A 15,046-nucleotide genomic window follows, 5' to 3' on the forward strand; every position below is an offset into this window, starting at 1 on the left:
CGTCACGAGTGCGGAACCACCGCCACCGGGCAGTGCGCGTGATGCATGACCGCGTGCGCGACCGAGCCGATCCGGGCGCCCACCGCCGAGCGGTGCACACGGCGCCCGACCACCATCAACTGGGCCCGGCCCGCCACTGACAGCAGCACCTGGCCGGCGCTGCCCATCTCGACGTGCTCGGTCACCGGCACATCGGGGAACCGCTCGCGCCAGGGTTCCAGGGCGTCGGCAAGAGCCTTCTTCTCGTAGGGTTCCAGGCCCCCTGCCTCGTCCAGGAGCTTGAGCGAGCCGGGGCTGTAGGCGTACAGCGGGGGCAGGCTCCAGGCGCGTACGGCCGTCAGGCCCGCGCCGCGTGCCGCGGCCGTCTCGAAGGCGAAGCGCAGGGCCGGGGCGCTGTCGTCCGGCGTGCCCTGCTGGCCCACGACGATCTCACGGCCGGCCGCCTCGGACTCGGGGCGGTCCTCGGCGCGGACGACCACGACGGGCCGGACGGCGTCTGCGATCACCTGCTGACCGACGGAGCCGAGCAGGAAGCCGACGATCGCGCCGTGACCGCGTGAGCCGAGCACCAGCAGTTCGGCGCCGGCGGCCTCCGCGATCAGGGTGGGGACGGCGTCCGTCTCCAGCACGTCGGTGGTCACGGTCAGTCCGGGGTGCCGTTCGCCGACGGTGCGGGCGGCCTCCCCCACCGCTTCCCGGGCCCACTCGCGCTGGGCGTCCCGGTCGTCTCCGACGGGAAGGTCGGCGGGCCGCCACTCGTACGCGTGGACGATGCGCAGGGGCAGACCACGGCGGACCGCCTCACGCCCTGCCCACGCCACCGCGGCCCTGCTCTCCGGCGATCCATCCACTCCCACGGTGATCGGGCGGGTCATTTGGTTGCCTCCCCTTTTCTGCTTACCTACGGCTCACTCGCCGGTCGTTGTGTCACGCTCCGGCGCAGTCCCACGCTACCCAGCACCTGCCCGCTCGGGCGGCCAAAGGTCCTTGGACGACATCTGCTGTTCGGGCCGTGCCGGAGGCCAAGTCGGTGAAGAACCGGCTCGTGCTGCGAGATCCCGCGGGCAACGAGTTCTGCGTGCTCGGGGCGCGGCGCCTCTGACCGTCCCGCGGCGCCTTGACCGTCCGGGCACGGACATCTGCCCGTGCGTGCACGAACCCGGCGAAGCGGGGCGGCCGCACATACGATGGTCAGCGTTCGCCGGTCCGCCGCGCCCGGTGAGCACAGGGGCCGGCACACGGTCCGGGGGGCGCGGGCCGAACAGCTCGGGTGGGGAGACGCATGGCACAGCCGGAAGGTCAGGCACGGACCGTCATCCTGACCGTGGACGACGACCCCGGGGTGTCGCGCGCCGTCGCCCGGGACCTCAGACGGCGCTACGGCGCGTCTCACCGCATCGTCCGGGCGGAGTCCGGGGAGGCCGCCCTGGACGCCCTGCGGGAGCTGAAGCTCCGCGGTGACCAGGTCGCGGTGATCCTGGCCGACTACCGGATGCCGCAGATGAACGGCATCGAGTTCCTCGAGCAGGCGATCGACGTGTACCCGGGCGCGCGGCGGGTGCTGCTGACCGCGTACGCGGACACCAACGCGGCGATCGACGCGATCAACGTCATCGACCTCGACCACTACCTCCTCAAGCCCTGGGACCCGCCGGAGGAGAAGCTGTACCCGGTCCTGGACGACCTGCTGGACGCCTGGCGGACCACCGACTACCGGCCGGTCGCGGTCACCAAGGTCGTCGGACACCGCTTCTCCGCGCGCTCCTCGGACGTGCGGGAGTTCCTGGCCCGTAACCAGGTGCCGTACCGCTGGTACTCCTCCGACGACCCGGAGGGCGGGCGGCTGCTGGCGGCCGCCGGGCAGGACGGGGAGCGGCTCCCGCTGGTGATCACCCCGGACGGGACCCCGCTGGTGGAGCCCGAGGACAGCCAGCTCGCCGCGCGGGTGGGCCTGGCGACGACGCCGACCGAGGAGTTCTACGACCTCGTCGTCATCGGCGGAGGCCCCGCCGGGCTCGGCGCGGCCGTCTACGGCGCGTCCGAAGGGCTGCGGACCGTGCTGGTGGAGCGTTCCGCCACCGGTGGGCAGGCCGGGCAGAGCTCGCGGATCGAGAACTACCTCGGCTTCCCCGACGGCGTCTCGGGTGCCCAGCTCACCGACCGGGCCCGGCGGCAGGCGACGAAGTTCGGCGCCGAGATCCTGACCACGCGTGAGGTGACGGCACTCGAGGTGAACGGCGCCTCGCGCACCGTCCGCTTCTCGGACGGCTCCGGCGTGGCCGCGCACAGCGTGATCCTCGCGACCGGTGTGTCGTACCGGCAGCTCGACGCGCCGGGGCTGCGGGAGCTGACCGGGTGCGGGGTCTTCTACGGTTCGGCGCTGACCGAGGCCCCGGCCTGCCAGGGGCAGGACGTGTACATCGTCGGCGGCGCCAACTCCGCAGGGCAGGCCGCGATGTTCCTGGCCCGCGGCGCGAAGTCGGTCACCATCCTCGTCCGCGGGGACTCGCTGTCCGCGTCGATGTCGCACTATCTGATCCAGCAGATCGAGCAGTCGCCCAACATCACGGTGCGCACCGCCACGGTCGTCGAGGCCGCACACGGCACGGACCACCTGGAGCAGCTCACACTGCGCGACGTGACGACCGGTCACACCGAACTCGTCGACGCGCAGTGGATGTTCGTGTTCATCGGCGCGGCACCGCTCACCGACTGGCTGGAGGGCAGCGTGCTCCGGGACGAGCGCGGGTTCATCCTGACCGGTCCGGACATGACCGTCGACGGCCGGCCGCCGAAGGGCTGGGAGCTGGACCGGCCGCCGTACCACCTGGAGACCAATGTGCCGGGGGTGTTCGTGGCGGGCGACGCGCGGGCCGAGTCCGCCAAGCGGGTCGCCTCCGCCGTCGGGGAGGGAGCGATGGCCGTGATGCTCGTCCACCGTTATCTGGAGCAGTCATGAGCGGGCAGCCGATGCCCTGCGACGTGGCGGAGCTCAGCACGCTCTTCCTGTTCGAGAAGCTGGACGCCGAGCAGTTGGAGCGGTTGTGCCGCGAAGGCCGGGTGGAGTTGTTCGAGCCCGGCTACGTCTACCGGGAGGGCGATCCGGCCACCTGCTTCTTCGTCCTCCTCGAAGGCACGCTGGTGATGTCCCGGCGGGTCGGCGGCGACGACGTGGAGACCAACCGCACCTCCCACCGGGGCGCGTACGTGGGGGCCATGCAGGCCTATCTCGCCGAGCCTGAGCGGGCGCAGTACAAGGGTTCGGTGCGGGTCACCGAGCCGTCGCGGTTCTTCGTCCTGCCCGCCGAGACGTTCTCCGCGATCATGCGGGACTGGTTCCCGATGGCGGTGCATCTGCTGGAGGGTCTGTTCTTCGGCACCCAGAACACCCAGCGGGCCGTGGGCCAGCGGGAGCGGCTGCTGGCGCTGGGTTCCCTCTCCGCGGGGCTGACGCACGAACTCAACAACCCGGCCGCCGCCGCCGTTCGGGCCACCTCGGCGCTCCGGGAACGGGTGGCCGGGATGCGGCACAAGCTGGGCGCGATCGCGGCGGGCCCGTACCGCCGGGACACCCTGGAGGTGCTGGTGGAGATCCAGGAGCGGACCGCCGAGCAGGTCGCCAAGGCCACGCCGCTCAGCCCGCTTCAGGCCGCCGACCGGGAGGACGCGCTCAGCGACTGGTTCGACGACCACGGCATCGAGGGTGGCTGGCAGCTCGCGCCCACGTTCGTGCAGGCGGGTCTGGACACGGACTGGCTGGACCGGGTGGCGGCGGCCGTGGACGAGCAGACCCTCGAAGGCGCCGTACGGTGGCTCAACTACACCGTTGAGACCGAGCTGTTGATGAACGAGATCGAGGACTCCACCACTCGGATCTCCCAGTTGGTGGACGCCGCCAAGCAGTACTCGCAACTCGACCGCGCGCCGTTCCGGCACGCCGATGTCCACGAACTGCTGGACAGCACCCTGCTGATGCTCTCCGGGAAGATCGGCTCCGGCGTGAAGGTCGTGAAGGACTACGACCGGACGCTGCCGAGGATCCCCGCGTATCCGGGCGAGTTGAACCAGGTATGGACGAACCTCATCGACAACGCGGTCTCCGCGATGGCGGGCGAGGGCACGCTGACCGTGCGCACCGTGCTCGACCGGGACCAGTTGCTCGTCGAGTTCCGCGACACCGGGCCCGGGGTCGACCCGGAGATCCAGGGCCGTATCTTCGACCCGTTCTTCACCACCAAGCCGGTGGGCGAGGGCACGGGGCTGGGTCTGGACATCTCCTGGCGGATCGTCGTCAACAAACACCACGGGAGCCTGCAGGTGCAGTCCGTGCCGGGCGACACCCGGTTCCACGTACGGCTGCCGCTGACCGCCCCGGACCAGACCGAACGACTTGAGGAGCCGTCATGACCCTGCCCGCCGGAATAGACCCCGCCGCCGCGCCGAGCGGCACGGGATGCGTCGAGTGCGACGCCGTCGGCGGATGGTGGTTCCATCTGCGGCGGTGCGCCCAGTGCGGGCACATCGGCTGCTGCGACTCCTCCCCCGCACAACACGCCACCGCCCACGCGAAGACGAGCGGGCATGCGTTCGTGCAGAGCTTCGAGCCCGGCGAGAACTGGTTCTGGAACTACGAGACGTCGGAGATGTACGAGTCGGGGCCGGACCTCGCACCGCCGCGCAGCCGCCCGGCCGACCAGCCGGCGCCGGGACCGGCCGGGCGGGTGCCGGCGGACTGGATGAAGTTGCTGAACTGACGGGTTATCACCTTCAGGGAACGGTTACGACGACCTTTCCCCGGGGGTGCCCCTTCGCCAGGTGACGGACGGCGGCGGGTGCCTGGGCCAGCGGGTAGGTGCTGTCGACGGCGGGGACGATCTCACCCTTCTCCAGGCGTTCTTTGAGGGTCAGCAGGTCCTCCCGGCGGATGATCGCGAGCAGGCCGCGGAAGTTCTGGCCCAGGAACGAGGAGAGCAGCGCCAACTTGAGATGCCGCCCGATGCCGGAGGACCACTGGCTTCCGCCCTCACCTCCGACGTGGACAAAGGTGCCCTTCGGGGCGAGCACTCTGCGGATCAGCGACAAGGGGCGGTTGCCCGCGGCGTCGACGACGACGTCGTAGCGGTGGGCGCGGTCGGTGATCTCCTCGCGGGTGTAGTCGATGACGTCGGTGGCGCCGAGAGAGCGGACGAAGTCCGCCGCGGTCGGCCCACAGACACCGGTGACCTCGGCGCCGTGAGCAGTGGCGAGCTGGACGGCGAAGCTGCCGACTCCGCCGGAGGCGCCGATGACGAGGACCCCCTGGCCCGGCCGCAGACGCGCCTTGGTGTGCAGTGCCTGGAGGGCCGTGGTACCGGAGACGGGAACGGCTGCGGCCTGTTCGAAGGTGAGGTTGCCGGGCTTGGGGGCAATCCTTTTGGCCTTGGCGAGCGCATATTCCGCCATGGAGCCGGAGCATTGACCGTAGATCTCGTCGCCGGGCTTGAAGTCGGTCACGTTCGCGCCCACCGCTTCCACGCGTCCGGCGGCGTCCCAGCCCGGGACCGGGTTCCTGGGCCTCCGCAGCCCGAAGACGAGGCGAGCCGGATAAGGCAGTCCGGTCATCAGATGCCAGACGTCCGGCCCCACGCCCACGGCGTGCACCCGCACGAGCACTTCACCGTCACCGGGCGAAGGGCGGTCGATGTCCCGCATTTCCAGGACGTCCGCGGAGCCGTAGACGTCCTGCACTATGGCTTTCAAGGCGAAATCCTCCCGTTGGGTGAGCCTGCGCACTCAGCATCCCGCCAGGTCCCGCGCTTGCCCAGCGGAATGGATGGTGCCCCCTTCCTCGTCCTCACTGATGTCGGCGCTTTCCGGACATTCGGCTCGACGGGTGCCGCCCCGCGACTACGCCGCGTCGCACGGGATGTGGAGGGCGTCGACGCGGACGACGAGGTCGGCGCGGTCTCGGGTGGCGGCCACCAGGTCGGCGTTGCGCTGGTCGGTGCCGAGGACCCAGGTGACCGCGGTGTCGTGGTCCTTGCCGAACTGTTCGTGGCGGGTGATCAGCCGGCGGATGCGCTCGTCCTCGTCGGTCTCGCAGAACCACACCGCGTCGAGCTGCGGGCGGACCCGGTCCCACGGTTCGTCCGTCAGCAGGAGGTAGTTCCCCTCGGTGACGACCAGCCGGGCCTCGGGCGGCACCGGGATGGTGCCCGCGATCGGTTGCTCCAGGGTCCGCTCGAACCCGGGCGCGTACACGGTCCCGTCCCGCTCCTCGCGCAGCCGGCGCAGCAGCGCGGCGTAGCCTGCGGCGTCGAAGGTGTCGGGGGCGCCCTTGCGGTCACGGCGGCCCAGCCGGTCCAGTTCCACGTCGGCGAGGTGGAAGCCGTCCATCGGGACGTGCACGGCCCAGCGCGGTCCGTCGCCGTTCAGGGCCCGTACGAGGCCTTCGGCGAGCGTCGTCTTGCCGGCGCCCGGGCTGCCGGCGATGCCCAGCAGGGCGCGCCGGCCCGGCCGTACCAGCGCGGTGGCGCGTTTCACGAGGTCGTCGAAGGCCTCGGAGTTCATGGGGCAGCCTCGGAGTTCATGGGGAAAGTGTCCACCACGGCCGTCGGCCCGCCTACAGGTCGGCGTCGGCTCCGAGGCGTCGGCGTTGGCGTCGGCTGAAGACGTCCGGCGTCCGCTGAAGAGGTGCCCGCATCGGCTGAACAGGTGCCGACTCACCGATGGCGGCTGCCGGTCTCCGCGGAGAGGCGGGCCACCAGGCGGCGGGGCAGTACACGGCCCAGGCCCGCCAGCGCCTTGTAACGGGCGTCGGGGATGCTCACCGGGACACCCCGGCGGAAGTCGCGGATCGCGGTGTCGACGAGTTCGTTGGCGTCCAGCCACATGGATCCGGGGATGCCCGAGACGTCCATGTCGGAGCGCTCGTGGAACTCGGTGCGGACCCATCCGGGGCAGAGTGCCATCACATGGGCGCCGCTGCCGGCGATCTCCTGCCGGACGCTCTCGCTGAAGGTGACCACCCACGCCTTGGAGGCGCTGTAGGTGCCGCGCGGGAAGAACGCCGCGACCGAGGCCACGTTCACCACTCCCCCGCGTCCGCGTTCCACCATGCCGGGCAGCGCGGCCCGGGTGAGGCGCAGCACCGCCTCGCAGTGCACCCGCAGCATCGCCAGTTCGCCGGGCAGATCGCTGTGCAGGAAGCCCGCGCGCTGTCCGAAGCCGGCGTTGTTGACGAGCAGGTCGATGCCCTGCGCGGCCCGCCTCTCCGCGGTGGCGAGGCCGTCCTCCGCGGCCAGGTCCGCGGTGAGGACCTCGACCGTCCTGCGGTGCACGGCCCGGTACCTCTCGGCGGCCTCCTGGAGGCGGCCGGTGTCGCGGGCGAGCAGGACCAGGTCGAAGCCGTCCGCGGCGAGGCGCCGCGCGAAGGCCGCGCCGATTCCCGCTGTCGCTCCGGTGACAAGGGCTGTGGGCATGGCAGGGATCCTAGTGATCGGACCTGCCGAGGGCGGTCACTTGCGAGCCTGGACGAGTGCGTGTGTCCCGCTCGTCCGCCAGCGCTCGCCGTGCGCGGTGGTCAGTGCGGTCTCGGTCGTCGCGTCGAGCCCCACGATCACCTCCGACTTCAGGGTGCGCAGTGCCGCCACAGGGCCGGGGAAGTACGCGGTGACGTCGGTGAACGGGGTGGTCGGCGGCCAGAGCCGGTCGCCCACCAGGCGGCGGTAGTTGAGGTCGCCCTTGAAGAGGGTGAGGTCGGCCCCCGCGAACTCCCGGCGGAGATCGCCGGGCATGTCGGCGTACGGCAGCGGTGCGCAGCAGAACGGATGGGCGCGCAGCACCAGCCGTCCGGCGCCGATCAGCGACCACAGGCGGGCGCCTGTCTCGCCGGCGACGCCGTCCGCCGCGCGCAGGAAGCGCAGACAGTCGAGGACGTCGGCGGTCATGGCGTCGGAGACGTAGTACGGGTACGGCTTCAGCTCCAGGACGACACGGTCGGCGTGGCGGTGCCGCAGGAGGTGGTCGATGAGGAGCAGGTCGGGCAGGAGTTCCCGCCCGGCGTTGTCGGCGACCAGGCACACCGTGCCCGTATTGCCGGCGGGCATCAGCGACCACAGCGCCTCCGAGTCGTCCACGACCAGCGGGGTGTCGTCCCCGCTCGTCGCGCCACCCGTCTGGATCTGGAAGCCGAGGTCCGCCCGGTTGCCCCAGAGGGAACCGTGCAGCAGGGCCCGGCGCTGCTCGTCGACGGGTTTCTCGGCGAGGGCGTCGAGGGCGCGGGCCTCCTGCCGGGCCTCGTCGGTTGTCAACTCGGCCTGTTTGAAGGGGCGGAACGGGTCGACGCCCTGCCAGGGGCCCGCCGCGAAGTAGCCGACCGCTTCGAGGAGCCGGCGGTAGAAGTAGCTCTCCGCCCACAGGAACGGCACGTCGAACCAGGACCGGCCGAAGTACTCGTGCCCCCACTCCTGCCACCGCGCGTGGTCGTGGGCTTCCGCGCCGAGGGGTTCGATCACGCCCTCGGTGCTCGACCGCAGCAGTGCGTCCAGCTCCTGGTGCTGTTCGGGGCCGTATGGGAAGGCGTCACGCACCTTCCTGATCAGCGCCGGATGCCTCTCGGCCAGCACCGACCGGGGGAAGGACCCCGGCCGGTCGCTCAGGACGACGGGCGCTTCGACTGCTTCGGGCATGCTCAACTGTCCCTCCGGATGGCCGGAGGATCACCGTACCGCTCACTCGGGGAGGCTCAGCCCCAGCACGTCCAGCACTCCGTAGATCCCGAGGAACACGATCGCCGCGCTGCTGAGCAGCAGCGCCACCGTGAGCCAGGGGCTGCCGCGGAAGCGGCGCTCGACGTCCGTGGACCGCAGGCGCCAGACCGCGACCACAACGGCCAGCAGGAAGATCCCGCCGCCGATCCCGCCGATCTGCACCATCAGCACGGGCGACTGTACGAAGAGGAAGGAACCGGCCCACAGCGGCGGCAGACAGCAGGTGAGGATCCGGATGGTGCGCCGCCGGACGCGTGCGTCGCGCCAGTCGACGACGCCGAGCAGGCCGAGCGTGTTGGTCCACAGCCGCGGCACGCTCGCGGTGGAGCCGATGAGGGTGGAGTAGAGGACCGTGATGGCTCCTGCGAGGAACAGGTACTCGGCCCATGGGCCCATGGTGTCGGTGTAGACGCGGGACAGCGTGGTGATCATCGAGTTGCCCTCGGGCACCAGTTGCTGCGGGTACAGGACCGCCGCGCCGATGACGTTTGCACGCCGCCATGTGCGAGGTGAGCAGGACGTTGGGGGCGGTGCGCAGCGGACTGTCGGGGGGCAGTGGCTCATGGGCGAAGGCGTCCAGCGCGGCACCGCCGAGCCGGCCCTCCGTCAGCAGCACGGCCAGCGCGTGTTCGTCGACGAGGCCGCCGCGGGCCGCGTTGACGAGGAGGGCGCCGGGCTTCATGGCCGTCAGCCGCCGCTCGTCGAGCAGCGGTCCCGCCGCCGGGTCGGCCGGCAGATGCAGGCTGACGACGTCGGCGCGGGCGAGCAGTTCCGTCAGGCCCGCCCGTTCGGCCCCCGGGGTTTCGTCCACGTACGGATCGTGGGCGAGGATCGTCATGCCGAATGCCGCACCGCAACCCGCGAGCAGCCGTCCGATCCTGCCGAATCCGATCACGCCGAGGGTCCCGCCGGCCAGTTCGGGACCGAACAGCTTGGGCCACCCTCCCTGCGCGACCTGTTGGTGCGAGGCGGCGATGCCGCGTGCGGCGGCGAGGATCAGACCGAAGGTGTACTCGGCCACGGCACGGGAGTTGCTGCCCGGTGCGCAGACGACACGGATGCCCCGGGCCCGCGCGGCGGCTAGGTCGATGGTGTCGACTCCGGCGCCGTGCTTGGCGATGACCTTGAGCCGCCGTGCCGCGTCCATCACCTCCGCCGTGATCAGGTCCATGCCGACGATCAGTGCGTCCGCCTCGGTGATCCACAGGCGTAACTCCCGCGCGGGCAGGGCGGTGTCCTCGTACGGGCGTGACGGACCGGCCCCGGCGGACTCGAGGATCTGCCAGGGTTCGGGAGCGTGGCGGGCGAAGGTGGGGGTGGTGATGAGGGTCGTGGCGCGGGACGGAGCCGTCATACGGGGAACTCCCGATCGGTCCAGCTCGGGCTCAGACGTACATAGGTGATGGTGCGCCGGTGGTGTGTGTACGCGAGGTGCAGGCTGCCGTCGGGGGTCTGGGTGATGGATGGGTAGGAGAGTTCCCGGTTGAGGCCGTCACGGGAGTTGTTGGTGAGGCAGTGGCCGTCGCCGGTCTCCAGGTCGTGGCGTAAGGGCCAGGTGCGGCCGCCGTCGGAGGAGAGGGCGAGGCTGAGCGGGGCACGGGGAGCGCCCCAGAAGGCGTCACCCGAGGGAGTCCGGTGCCCGCCGCCGGCTCCGCCCGCGCCCGCCGTCCCGCCGCCCGTGTCGGCGGTGTGGGGGCTGTCGGGGCTGTCGGGTATGTCGTCGTAGAGCGACACACGGCGCCCGACCGCGTCGTCCCTGCTGCTGTGGTTGTACGCGAGGGCGAGCCCGCCGTCGTCCAACACGGCGTACTGGATCGAGGAGTTGTTGTTCGGCAGAGCCAGCGGCTCCGGCTCGCTCCAGGTCTCCCCCTCGTCGTAGGACACGCTGCGGTGCACGGCGTCGGCGCGGCGGCTGCGGAACAGGGCGAGCAGTGAACCGTCGGGCAGGGCGCGGATGTTCATGTGGACGAGTCCTGTTGAAGCGGGTACCGGACGCTCGCGCCAGGTGCTTCCGCCGTCGTGACTGATCAGCACCGAGCTGGTGTCCCGGTCCCCCGTCCAGGGCGTTCCGGGTGCTGTCAGGCAGCGGAAGACGGGCAGCAGCAGCCGCCCGCTGCCGGGGAGTTCCACGATCGGCTGGCGGACGAAGATGCCGCCCGGGAACACCGTGCGGGAGGGGCCCCAGGTGGCGCCGTTGTCGGCGCTGACGCGCAGCCGCACCTCGGCGGTCTCCTGTCGGCCCCCGAGTTGGGCGGTGTGCAGCAGCCACAGTTCGCCGGAGGGGGCGGGGAAGAGCAGTGGGTTCTGCTCCGAGCGGGTGGGGTCCGCGGAGAGCCGGACCGGGTCGGTCCAGACTTCCGAGTCCGCTGCGAGCCGGGAGAACCACACGGAGATGTCGGCGACTCCCTCCAGCGTGCCCGCGAACCAGACGCAGGCGAGGTCTCCGCCGGGCAGTACGGTGAGATTGGCGGCGTGGTTCTGCACTGCGGGGGCGGTCAGTCGGGCTTCCCAGCGGCCGCGTTGACCGGCGAGAGGCCGTACGACGCCGTCGGCCACCGGTGTGAGCGGCCCGAGTGTTTCGCTCGTCATCGTGCCTCCCCCACCGCTCGGGCCGCGGTCAGATGGCCCGCCGCGGCCTGCTCCAGATGGACGAGGTCGCAGGCCACCGTGGCGAAGGTGAAGCCTTCGGCGAGGCGTTTGGCCGCGCTCGCGCCGTCGGGGTTGTGGATGCCCGCGGCGATGCCGGCGGCGGCCGCCGTCTTGCGTACGGTCTCCAGCGCGGCCTCGAACTCGGCGGCGACGGCGGGGTCCGTGGAGGTGGCGCCGCCGAGCGCGATCCGCAGGTCGGACGGGCCGATGTAGACGCCGTCGAGGCCCTCGGTGGCGCAGATCTCCTCGACGTTGGCGAGCCCCTCGGCCGTCTCGATCATGGCCAGCACGACGGTCTGCCGGTGCGCGTCGGCCGGGTTGGGGCCGATCCGCAACCCGGAGCGCATCGGGCCGTACGAGCGGCGGCCCAGCGGTGGGTAGCGCACGGCGGCGACCGCGTCGGCCGCGTCCCGCGCGGTGTCTATCAGGGGCACGATGACTCCGGCGGCGCCCGCGTCCAGGGCCTTGCCGATCGGTGAGGGGTCGTTGGCCTCGACGCGGACGAGTCCGACGGCGGTGGAACCCCGGGTGTCGATCGCGGTGAGCGAGGCGAGCACGCCCGCGTACCCGATGAGGCCGTGCTGGGCGTCGAGGGCGATGTAGTCGTAGCCGAGGCGGGCGAGGCGTTCGGTGGCGACCGGCGCGTCCAGGACGCACCAGTAGCCGACGAGTGGTTCACGGCCGCGGAGCGCGGTGGCGAAGGCGGCTGCCGTTCCGGGGGCGGCGGACATGGGGGGTGGCTCCTTGTTTCTGGGCTCGGTTCGCCTCGGGGGCGGCTGTGTCCCGTTGGCTCACTCGGCAGTGGGTGTTGCACGGGTCAACGGTTGTAGGCGGGCATCGGGCCGCGCAGCCGGGCGCCGATCTCGTCACAGGCCGCGGTCACCTCGTCGGGCAGTGGCCCGGCCTCGGCGGCACGGATATTGGCGAGCAGATGCGTGAGGCTGGAGCCGCCGAGCAGGAGTGCGCCGGTTGAGGGGCGGTCGAGGAGCCAGCGCAGTGCCACGTCGGTGAGTGGGATGCCCGCGCCGTCGGCGACCCCGGCCAGTTCTTCCACCGCGCCGAACGGCCGCTCGTCCCAGTAGCGTTGGCGGTACATGGCGGCCAGCCGTGAGTCACCGAAGCGGCCGTGTCCGGGCTCCGCGCCGAAGTGGTGACGGCCCGTCAGCAAGCCGCCGGCCAGCGGGTTGTAGACCATGGTGGGCAGCTTGGTGACGGCCGCGTACTCGACGTACTCCTCCTCGATGCGGCGCGCGAGCAGGTTGTGCAGTTGCTGGGCCACGACGGGGCGGGGCGCGCCGACCTGGTCGGCCATGCGTGTCAGCAGGGCGATCTGCCAGGCCGCGTAGTTGGACACGCCGAGCGCGCGGACCTTCCCCTCGATGACGAGTTCGGCGACGGTGACCAGGGTTTCGGCGATCGGGGTCGCGCGGTCGGGCTGGTGGAGGTAGAGCAGGTCGACGTGGTCGATGCCGAGACGTTTGAGGCTGCCGTCGAGGCAGGCGCGCAAGCCGGCGGCGGACAGCGGCGCGTTGTCGCCCTGGTCGGAGTGGGGTATGCCCACCTTGGTGGCCAGGACGACGCGGTCGCGGCGGCCGGGCAGCAGTTCGCCGAGGAGGCGCTCGCTCTCGCCCCCCGCGTACCCGTTGGCGGTGTCGACGCCGGTGATGCCCGCGTCCAGTGCCGCGTCCAGCATGGCGGCGGCGCCCGCGCGGTCGACGGTGTCGCCGAAGGTCATGGTGCCGAGGACCAGCCGGGAGAGCGGGACGGGGATGTTCGGCAGGTCGAGGCCGATGGTCACGTGGTGCTTCCTTCCGGGACGCGACGGGGTTTCACCCCGTGGATGGCGGTGGGGTCGAGTGCGGCGCGGCGCAGTGCGCGGGTGTAGGGGTCGGCGGGTGAGGCGAGTACGGCGGCGGTGGGGCCGGTCTCGACGGTTCGGCCCGCCCGCATCACCACCACGTCGGTGCTGATCTCCCGTACGACGGCGAGGTTGTGCGCGATGACGAGGTACGCGATGCCCGTCTCGGCCTGCAACTCGCGTAGGAGGTTCAGCACATGGGCCTGTACGGAGACATCGAGGGCGGAGGTCGCCTCGTCGCAGACGAGCAGTTCGGGGCGGGAGGCGAGGGCACGGGCGATGCCGATACGCTGCTGCTGCCCGCCGGAGAAGTCGGAGGGCCGGCGCGTCAGCGCGGCGGACGGCAGCCCGACCTGCTCGATCAGCTCGGCGGCGCGGCGGGCGCGTTCGGCGCGGCCGACGACCCCGGCCAGGCGCAGTGGTTCGGCGACGATCTGCTGGGCGGTCAGATGCGGGTCGAGGGAGCCGTAGGGGTCCTGGAACACCATCTGCACCCGGCGCCGCAGCGGGCGGAGCCGCCGCTCGGGCAGGGCCGCGATGTCCGTGCCGTCGAGCACGATCCGGCCGGAGACGGGTTTGAGCAGCCGTACGAGGGCGCGGGCGAGGGTGGACTTGCCGCAGCCCGACTCGCCGACCACCGCCAGCGAACCGCCACGCTCGATCCGGAAGCTCATCCGGTCGACGGCGCGGAACGGACCGTCGTGGGTGGCGTACTCGACGGTCAGGTCCTCGACGGAGAGGAGCACCGGGTCGGTCGTGACCTCGGTGCCGGAGGTGGTCGTGGGGTCGGTGCCGGAGGTGGGCCTGGCCTCGGTGCCGGAGGTGGTCGTGGGGTCGGTGCCGGAGGTGGGCCTGGCCTCGGTGCCGTAGGTGGGCCTGGCCTCGGTGCCGTAGGGGGTCTTGGGGTCGGTGCCGGAGGGGGTCTTGGGGTCGGTCATGAGGCTGCTCCCTGGACGGCGGGTTCGGTGTGCCCTTCACCGTCCTCGTCCCAGGCGCCCAGCCGGGGCACGGCGGCGAGGAGATCGCGGGTGTACGGCTCCGCGGGCCGCCGGACGATCTGTTCGGCCGGGCCCGACTCCACGAACCGGCCGTCCTTCATGACGTGGATACGGTCGGACACCAGCCGTGCCACCCCGAGGTCATGCGTGATCATCAGCATCCCGACACCGGTGCGTTCCTGAAGTTCCATGAGCAGATCGAGGACGCTCGCCTGCACCGTGGCATCCAGCGCGGAGGTGGGCTCGTCGGCGACCAGCAGCTGAGGTTCCCCGGCCAGCGCGATCGCGATCAGGATGCGCTGGAGCATGCCCCCGGAGAACTGGTGCGGATACGCCTTCCAGCGGGTCTCCGGCTTGCTGATGCGCACCTGGGCCAGCAGTTCGGTCCCCCTGTCGCGGGCCTCGGCCCTGGACAGTTCGGGGTGGCACAGCCGGATCGCCCCGCCCAGCTGACGGCCGATGGAGTGCACCGGGCTCAGCGCGGTCATCGGGGCCTGGGGGATCAGCGAGACGGTACGGCCGCGGACCGCGGGCGCGGCGCCGGGATCGGCGATGACGTCCCGCCCCGCGATGCGTACGCTGCCGGAGCACACGGCGAGCCCTTCGGGCAGCAGTCGCAGCACGCCCATCGCGGTCGTCGACTTGCCGGAGCCGGACTCTCCGATGAGGGTGACGGTCTCACCGCGGCCGACGGTGAAGCTGACGCCGTCGACCGCCCGTACGACACCGTTCGCGGTGATCAGTTCGATCTGCAGCTCGTCCACGTCCAGCAGGGACGTTTCCTCAGACAT

At 71.6% G+C, this 15,046-nt stretch carries 14 protein-coding genes and 1 pseudogene; 3 read left to right on the top strand and 12 right to left on the bottom strand.

Annotated features, from left to right (window positions below; genetic code table 11):
* Positions 1 to 2: 2 nt before the first annotated feature.
* Complete coding sequence (locus tag EF387_RS00325; protein WP_128374413.1) at positions 3 to 875, bottom strand: universal stress protein; 873 nt, start codon at positions 873 to 875, stop codon at positions 3 to 5.
* 407 nt (positions 876 to 1,282) lie between these two features.
* On the opposite strand from EF387_RS00325, the gene EF387_RS00330 reads away from it, so the two are divergent.
* From EF387_RS00330 to EF387_RS00340, 3 genes are read left to right on the top strand one after another with little or no spacing between them, the layout of a single operon-like run.
* The gene (locus EF387_RS00330) at positions 1,283 to 2,959 is read left to right on the top strand and encodes an NAD(P)/FAD-dependent oxidoreductase (protein ID WP_128374414.1); all 1,677 of its coding nucleotides are present in this window, start codon (positions 1,283 to 1,285) and stop codon (positions 2,957 to 2,959) included.
* Complete coding sequence (locus tag EF387_RS00335) at positions 2,956 to 4,407, top strand: ATP-binding protein (protein ID WP_128374415.1); 1,452 nt, start codon at positions 2,956 to 2,958, stop codon at positions 4,405 to 4,407. Before EF387_RS00330 ends, EF387_RS00335 begins: the two co-directional genes overlap by 4 nt.
* Complete coding sequence (locus EF387_RS00340) at positions 4,404 to 4,754, top strand: UBP-type zinc finger domain-containing protein (RefSeq protein ID WP_128374416.1); 351 nt, start codon at positions 4,404 to 4,406, stop codon at positions 4,752 to 4,754. Before EF387_RS00335 ends, EF387_RS00340 begins: the two co-directional genes overlap by 4 nt.
* Before the next feature lie 13 nt (positions 4,755 to 4,767).
* On the opposite strand, the gene EF387_RS00345 is transcribed toward EF387_RS00340, so the two are convergent.
* The 11 genes and pseudogenes from EF387_RS00345 to EF387_RS00395 form a co-directional block, all read right to left on the bottom strand.
* On the bottom strand, positions 4,768 to 5,739 hold the full coding sequence (locus EF387_RS00345; RefSeq protein ID WP_128374417.1) for an NAD(P)-dependent alcohol dehydrogenase: 972 nt from the start codon (positions 5,737 to 5,739) through the stop codon (positions 4,768 to 4,770).
* Between the two features lie 147 nt (positions 5,740 to 5,886).
* A complete protein-coding gene (locus EF387_RS00350) occupies positions 5,887 to 6,549 on the bottom strand; it encodes a nucleoside/nucleotide kinase family protein (RefSeq protein WP_128374418.1) in 663 nt (220 codons plus the stop codon).
* A 152-nt stretch (positions 6,550 to 6,701) separates the two neighbouring features.
* Complete coding sequence (locus EF387_RS00355) at positions 6,702 to 7,460, bottom strand: SDR family NAD(P)-dependent oxidoreductase (protein ID WP_128374419.1); 759 nt, start codon at positions 7,458 to 7,460, stop codon at positions 6,702 to 6,704.
* Between the two features lie 36 nt (positions 7,461 to 7,496).
* The gene (locus EF387_RS00360) at positions 7,497 to 8,669 is read right to left on the bottom strand and encodes a damage-control phosphatase ARMT1 family protein (protein WP_128374420.1); all 1,173 of its coding nucleotides are present in this window, start codon (positions 8,667 to 8,669) and stop codon (positions 7,497 to 7,499) included.
* A gap of 42 nt (positions 8,670 to 8,711) precedes the next feature.
* A complete protein-coding gene (locus tag EF387_RS00365; RefSeq protein ID WP_238431294.1) occupies positions 8,712 to 9,200 on the bottom strand; it encodes a hypothetical protein in 489 nt (162 codons plus the stop codon).
* Between the two features lie 106 nt (positions 9,201 to 9,306).
* Positions 9,307 to 10,104 (bottom strand): annotated as a pseudogene (locus EF387_RS00370) (phosphoglycerate dehydrogenase); the annotation flags it as partial.
* Positions 10,101 to 11,339 carry a sialidase family protein gene (locus EF387_RS00375; protein ID WP_128374421.1) on the bottom strand — a complete coding sequence of 413 codons (1,239 nt, stop codon included), beginning with the start codon at positions 11,337 to 11,339 and terminating at the stop codon, positions 10,101 to 10,103. The gene EF387_RS00375 and the pseudogene EF387_RS00370, both read right to left, overlap by 4 nt.
* Positions 11,336 to 12,130: an HpcH/HpaI aldolase family protein gene (locus EF387_RS00380; protein WP_128374422.1), complete on the bottom strand. Its 795-nt coding sequence runs from the start codon at positions 12,128 to 12,130 to the stop codon at positions 11,336 to 11,338. Before EF387_RS00380 ends, EF387_RS00375 begins: the two co-directional genes overlap by 4 nt.
* An 86-nt stretch (positions 12,131 to 12,216) precedes the next feature.
* Positions 12,217 to 13,197, bottom strand: a complete 981-nt coding sequence (locus tag EF387_RS00385) for an aldo/keto reductase (protein ID WP_128374423.1) — start codon at positions 13,195 to 13,197, stop codon at positions 12,217 to 12,219.
* Entirely contained in the window at positions 13,194 to 14,195 is a 1,002-nt protein-coding gene (locus tag EF387_RS00390) for an ABC transporter ATP-binding protein (protein WP_238431264.1), read from the bottom strand. The genes EF387_RS00385 and EF387_RS00390 overlap by 4 nt, the downstream gene beginning before the upstream one ends.
* Positions 14,192 to 15,046, bottom strand: a complete 855-nt coding sequence (locus EF387_RS00395; RefSeq protein ID WP_128374424.1) for an ABC transporter ATP-binding protein — start codon at positions 15,044 to 15,046, stop codon at positions 14,192 to 14,194. The genes EF387_RS00390 and EF387_RS00395 overlap by 4 nt, the downstream gene beginning before the upstream one ends.

The organism is Streptomyces cavernae, from assembly GCF_004023625.1.
Classification (GTDB): domain Bacteria; phylum Actinomycetota; class Actinomycetes; order Streptomycetales; family Streptomycetaceae; genus Streptomyces; species Streptomyces cavernae.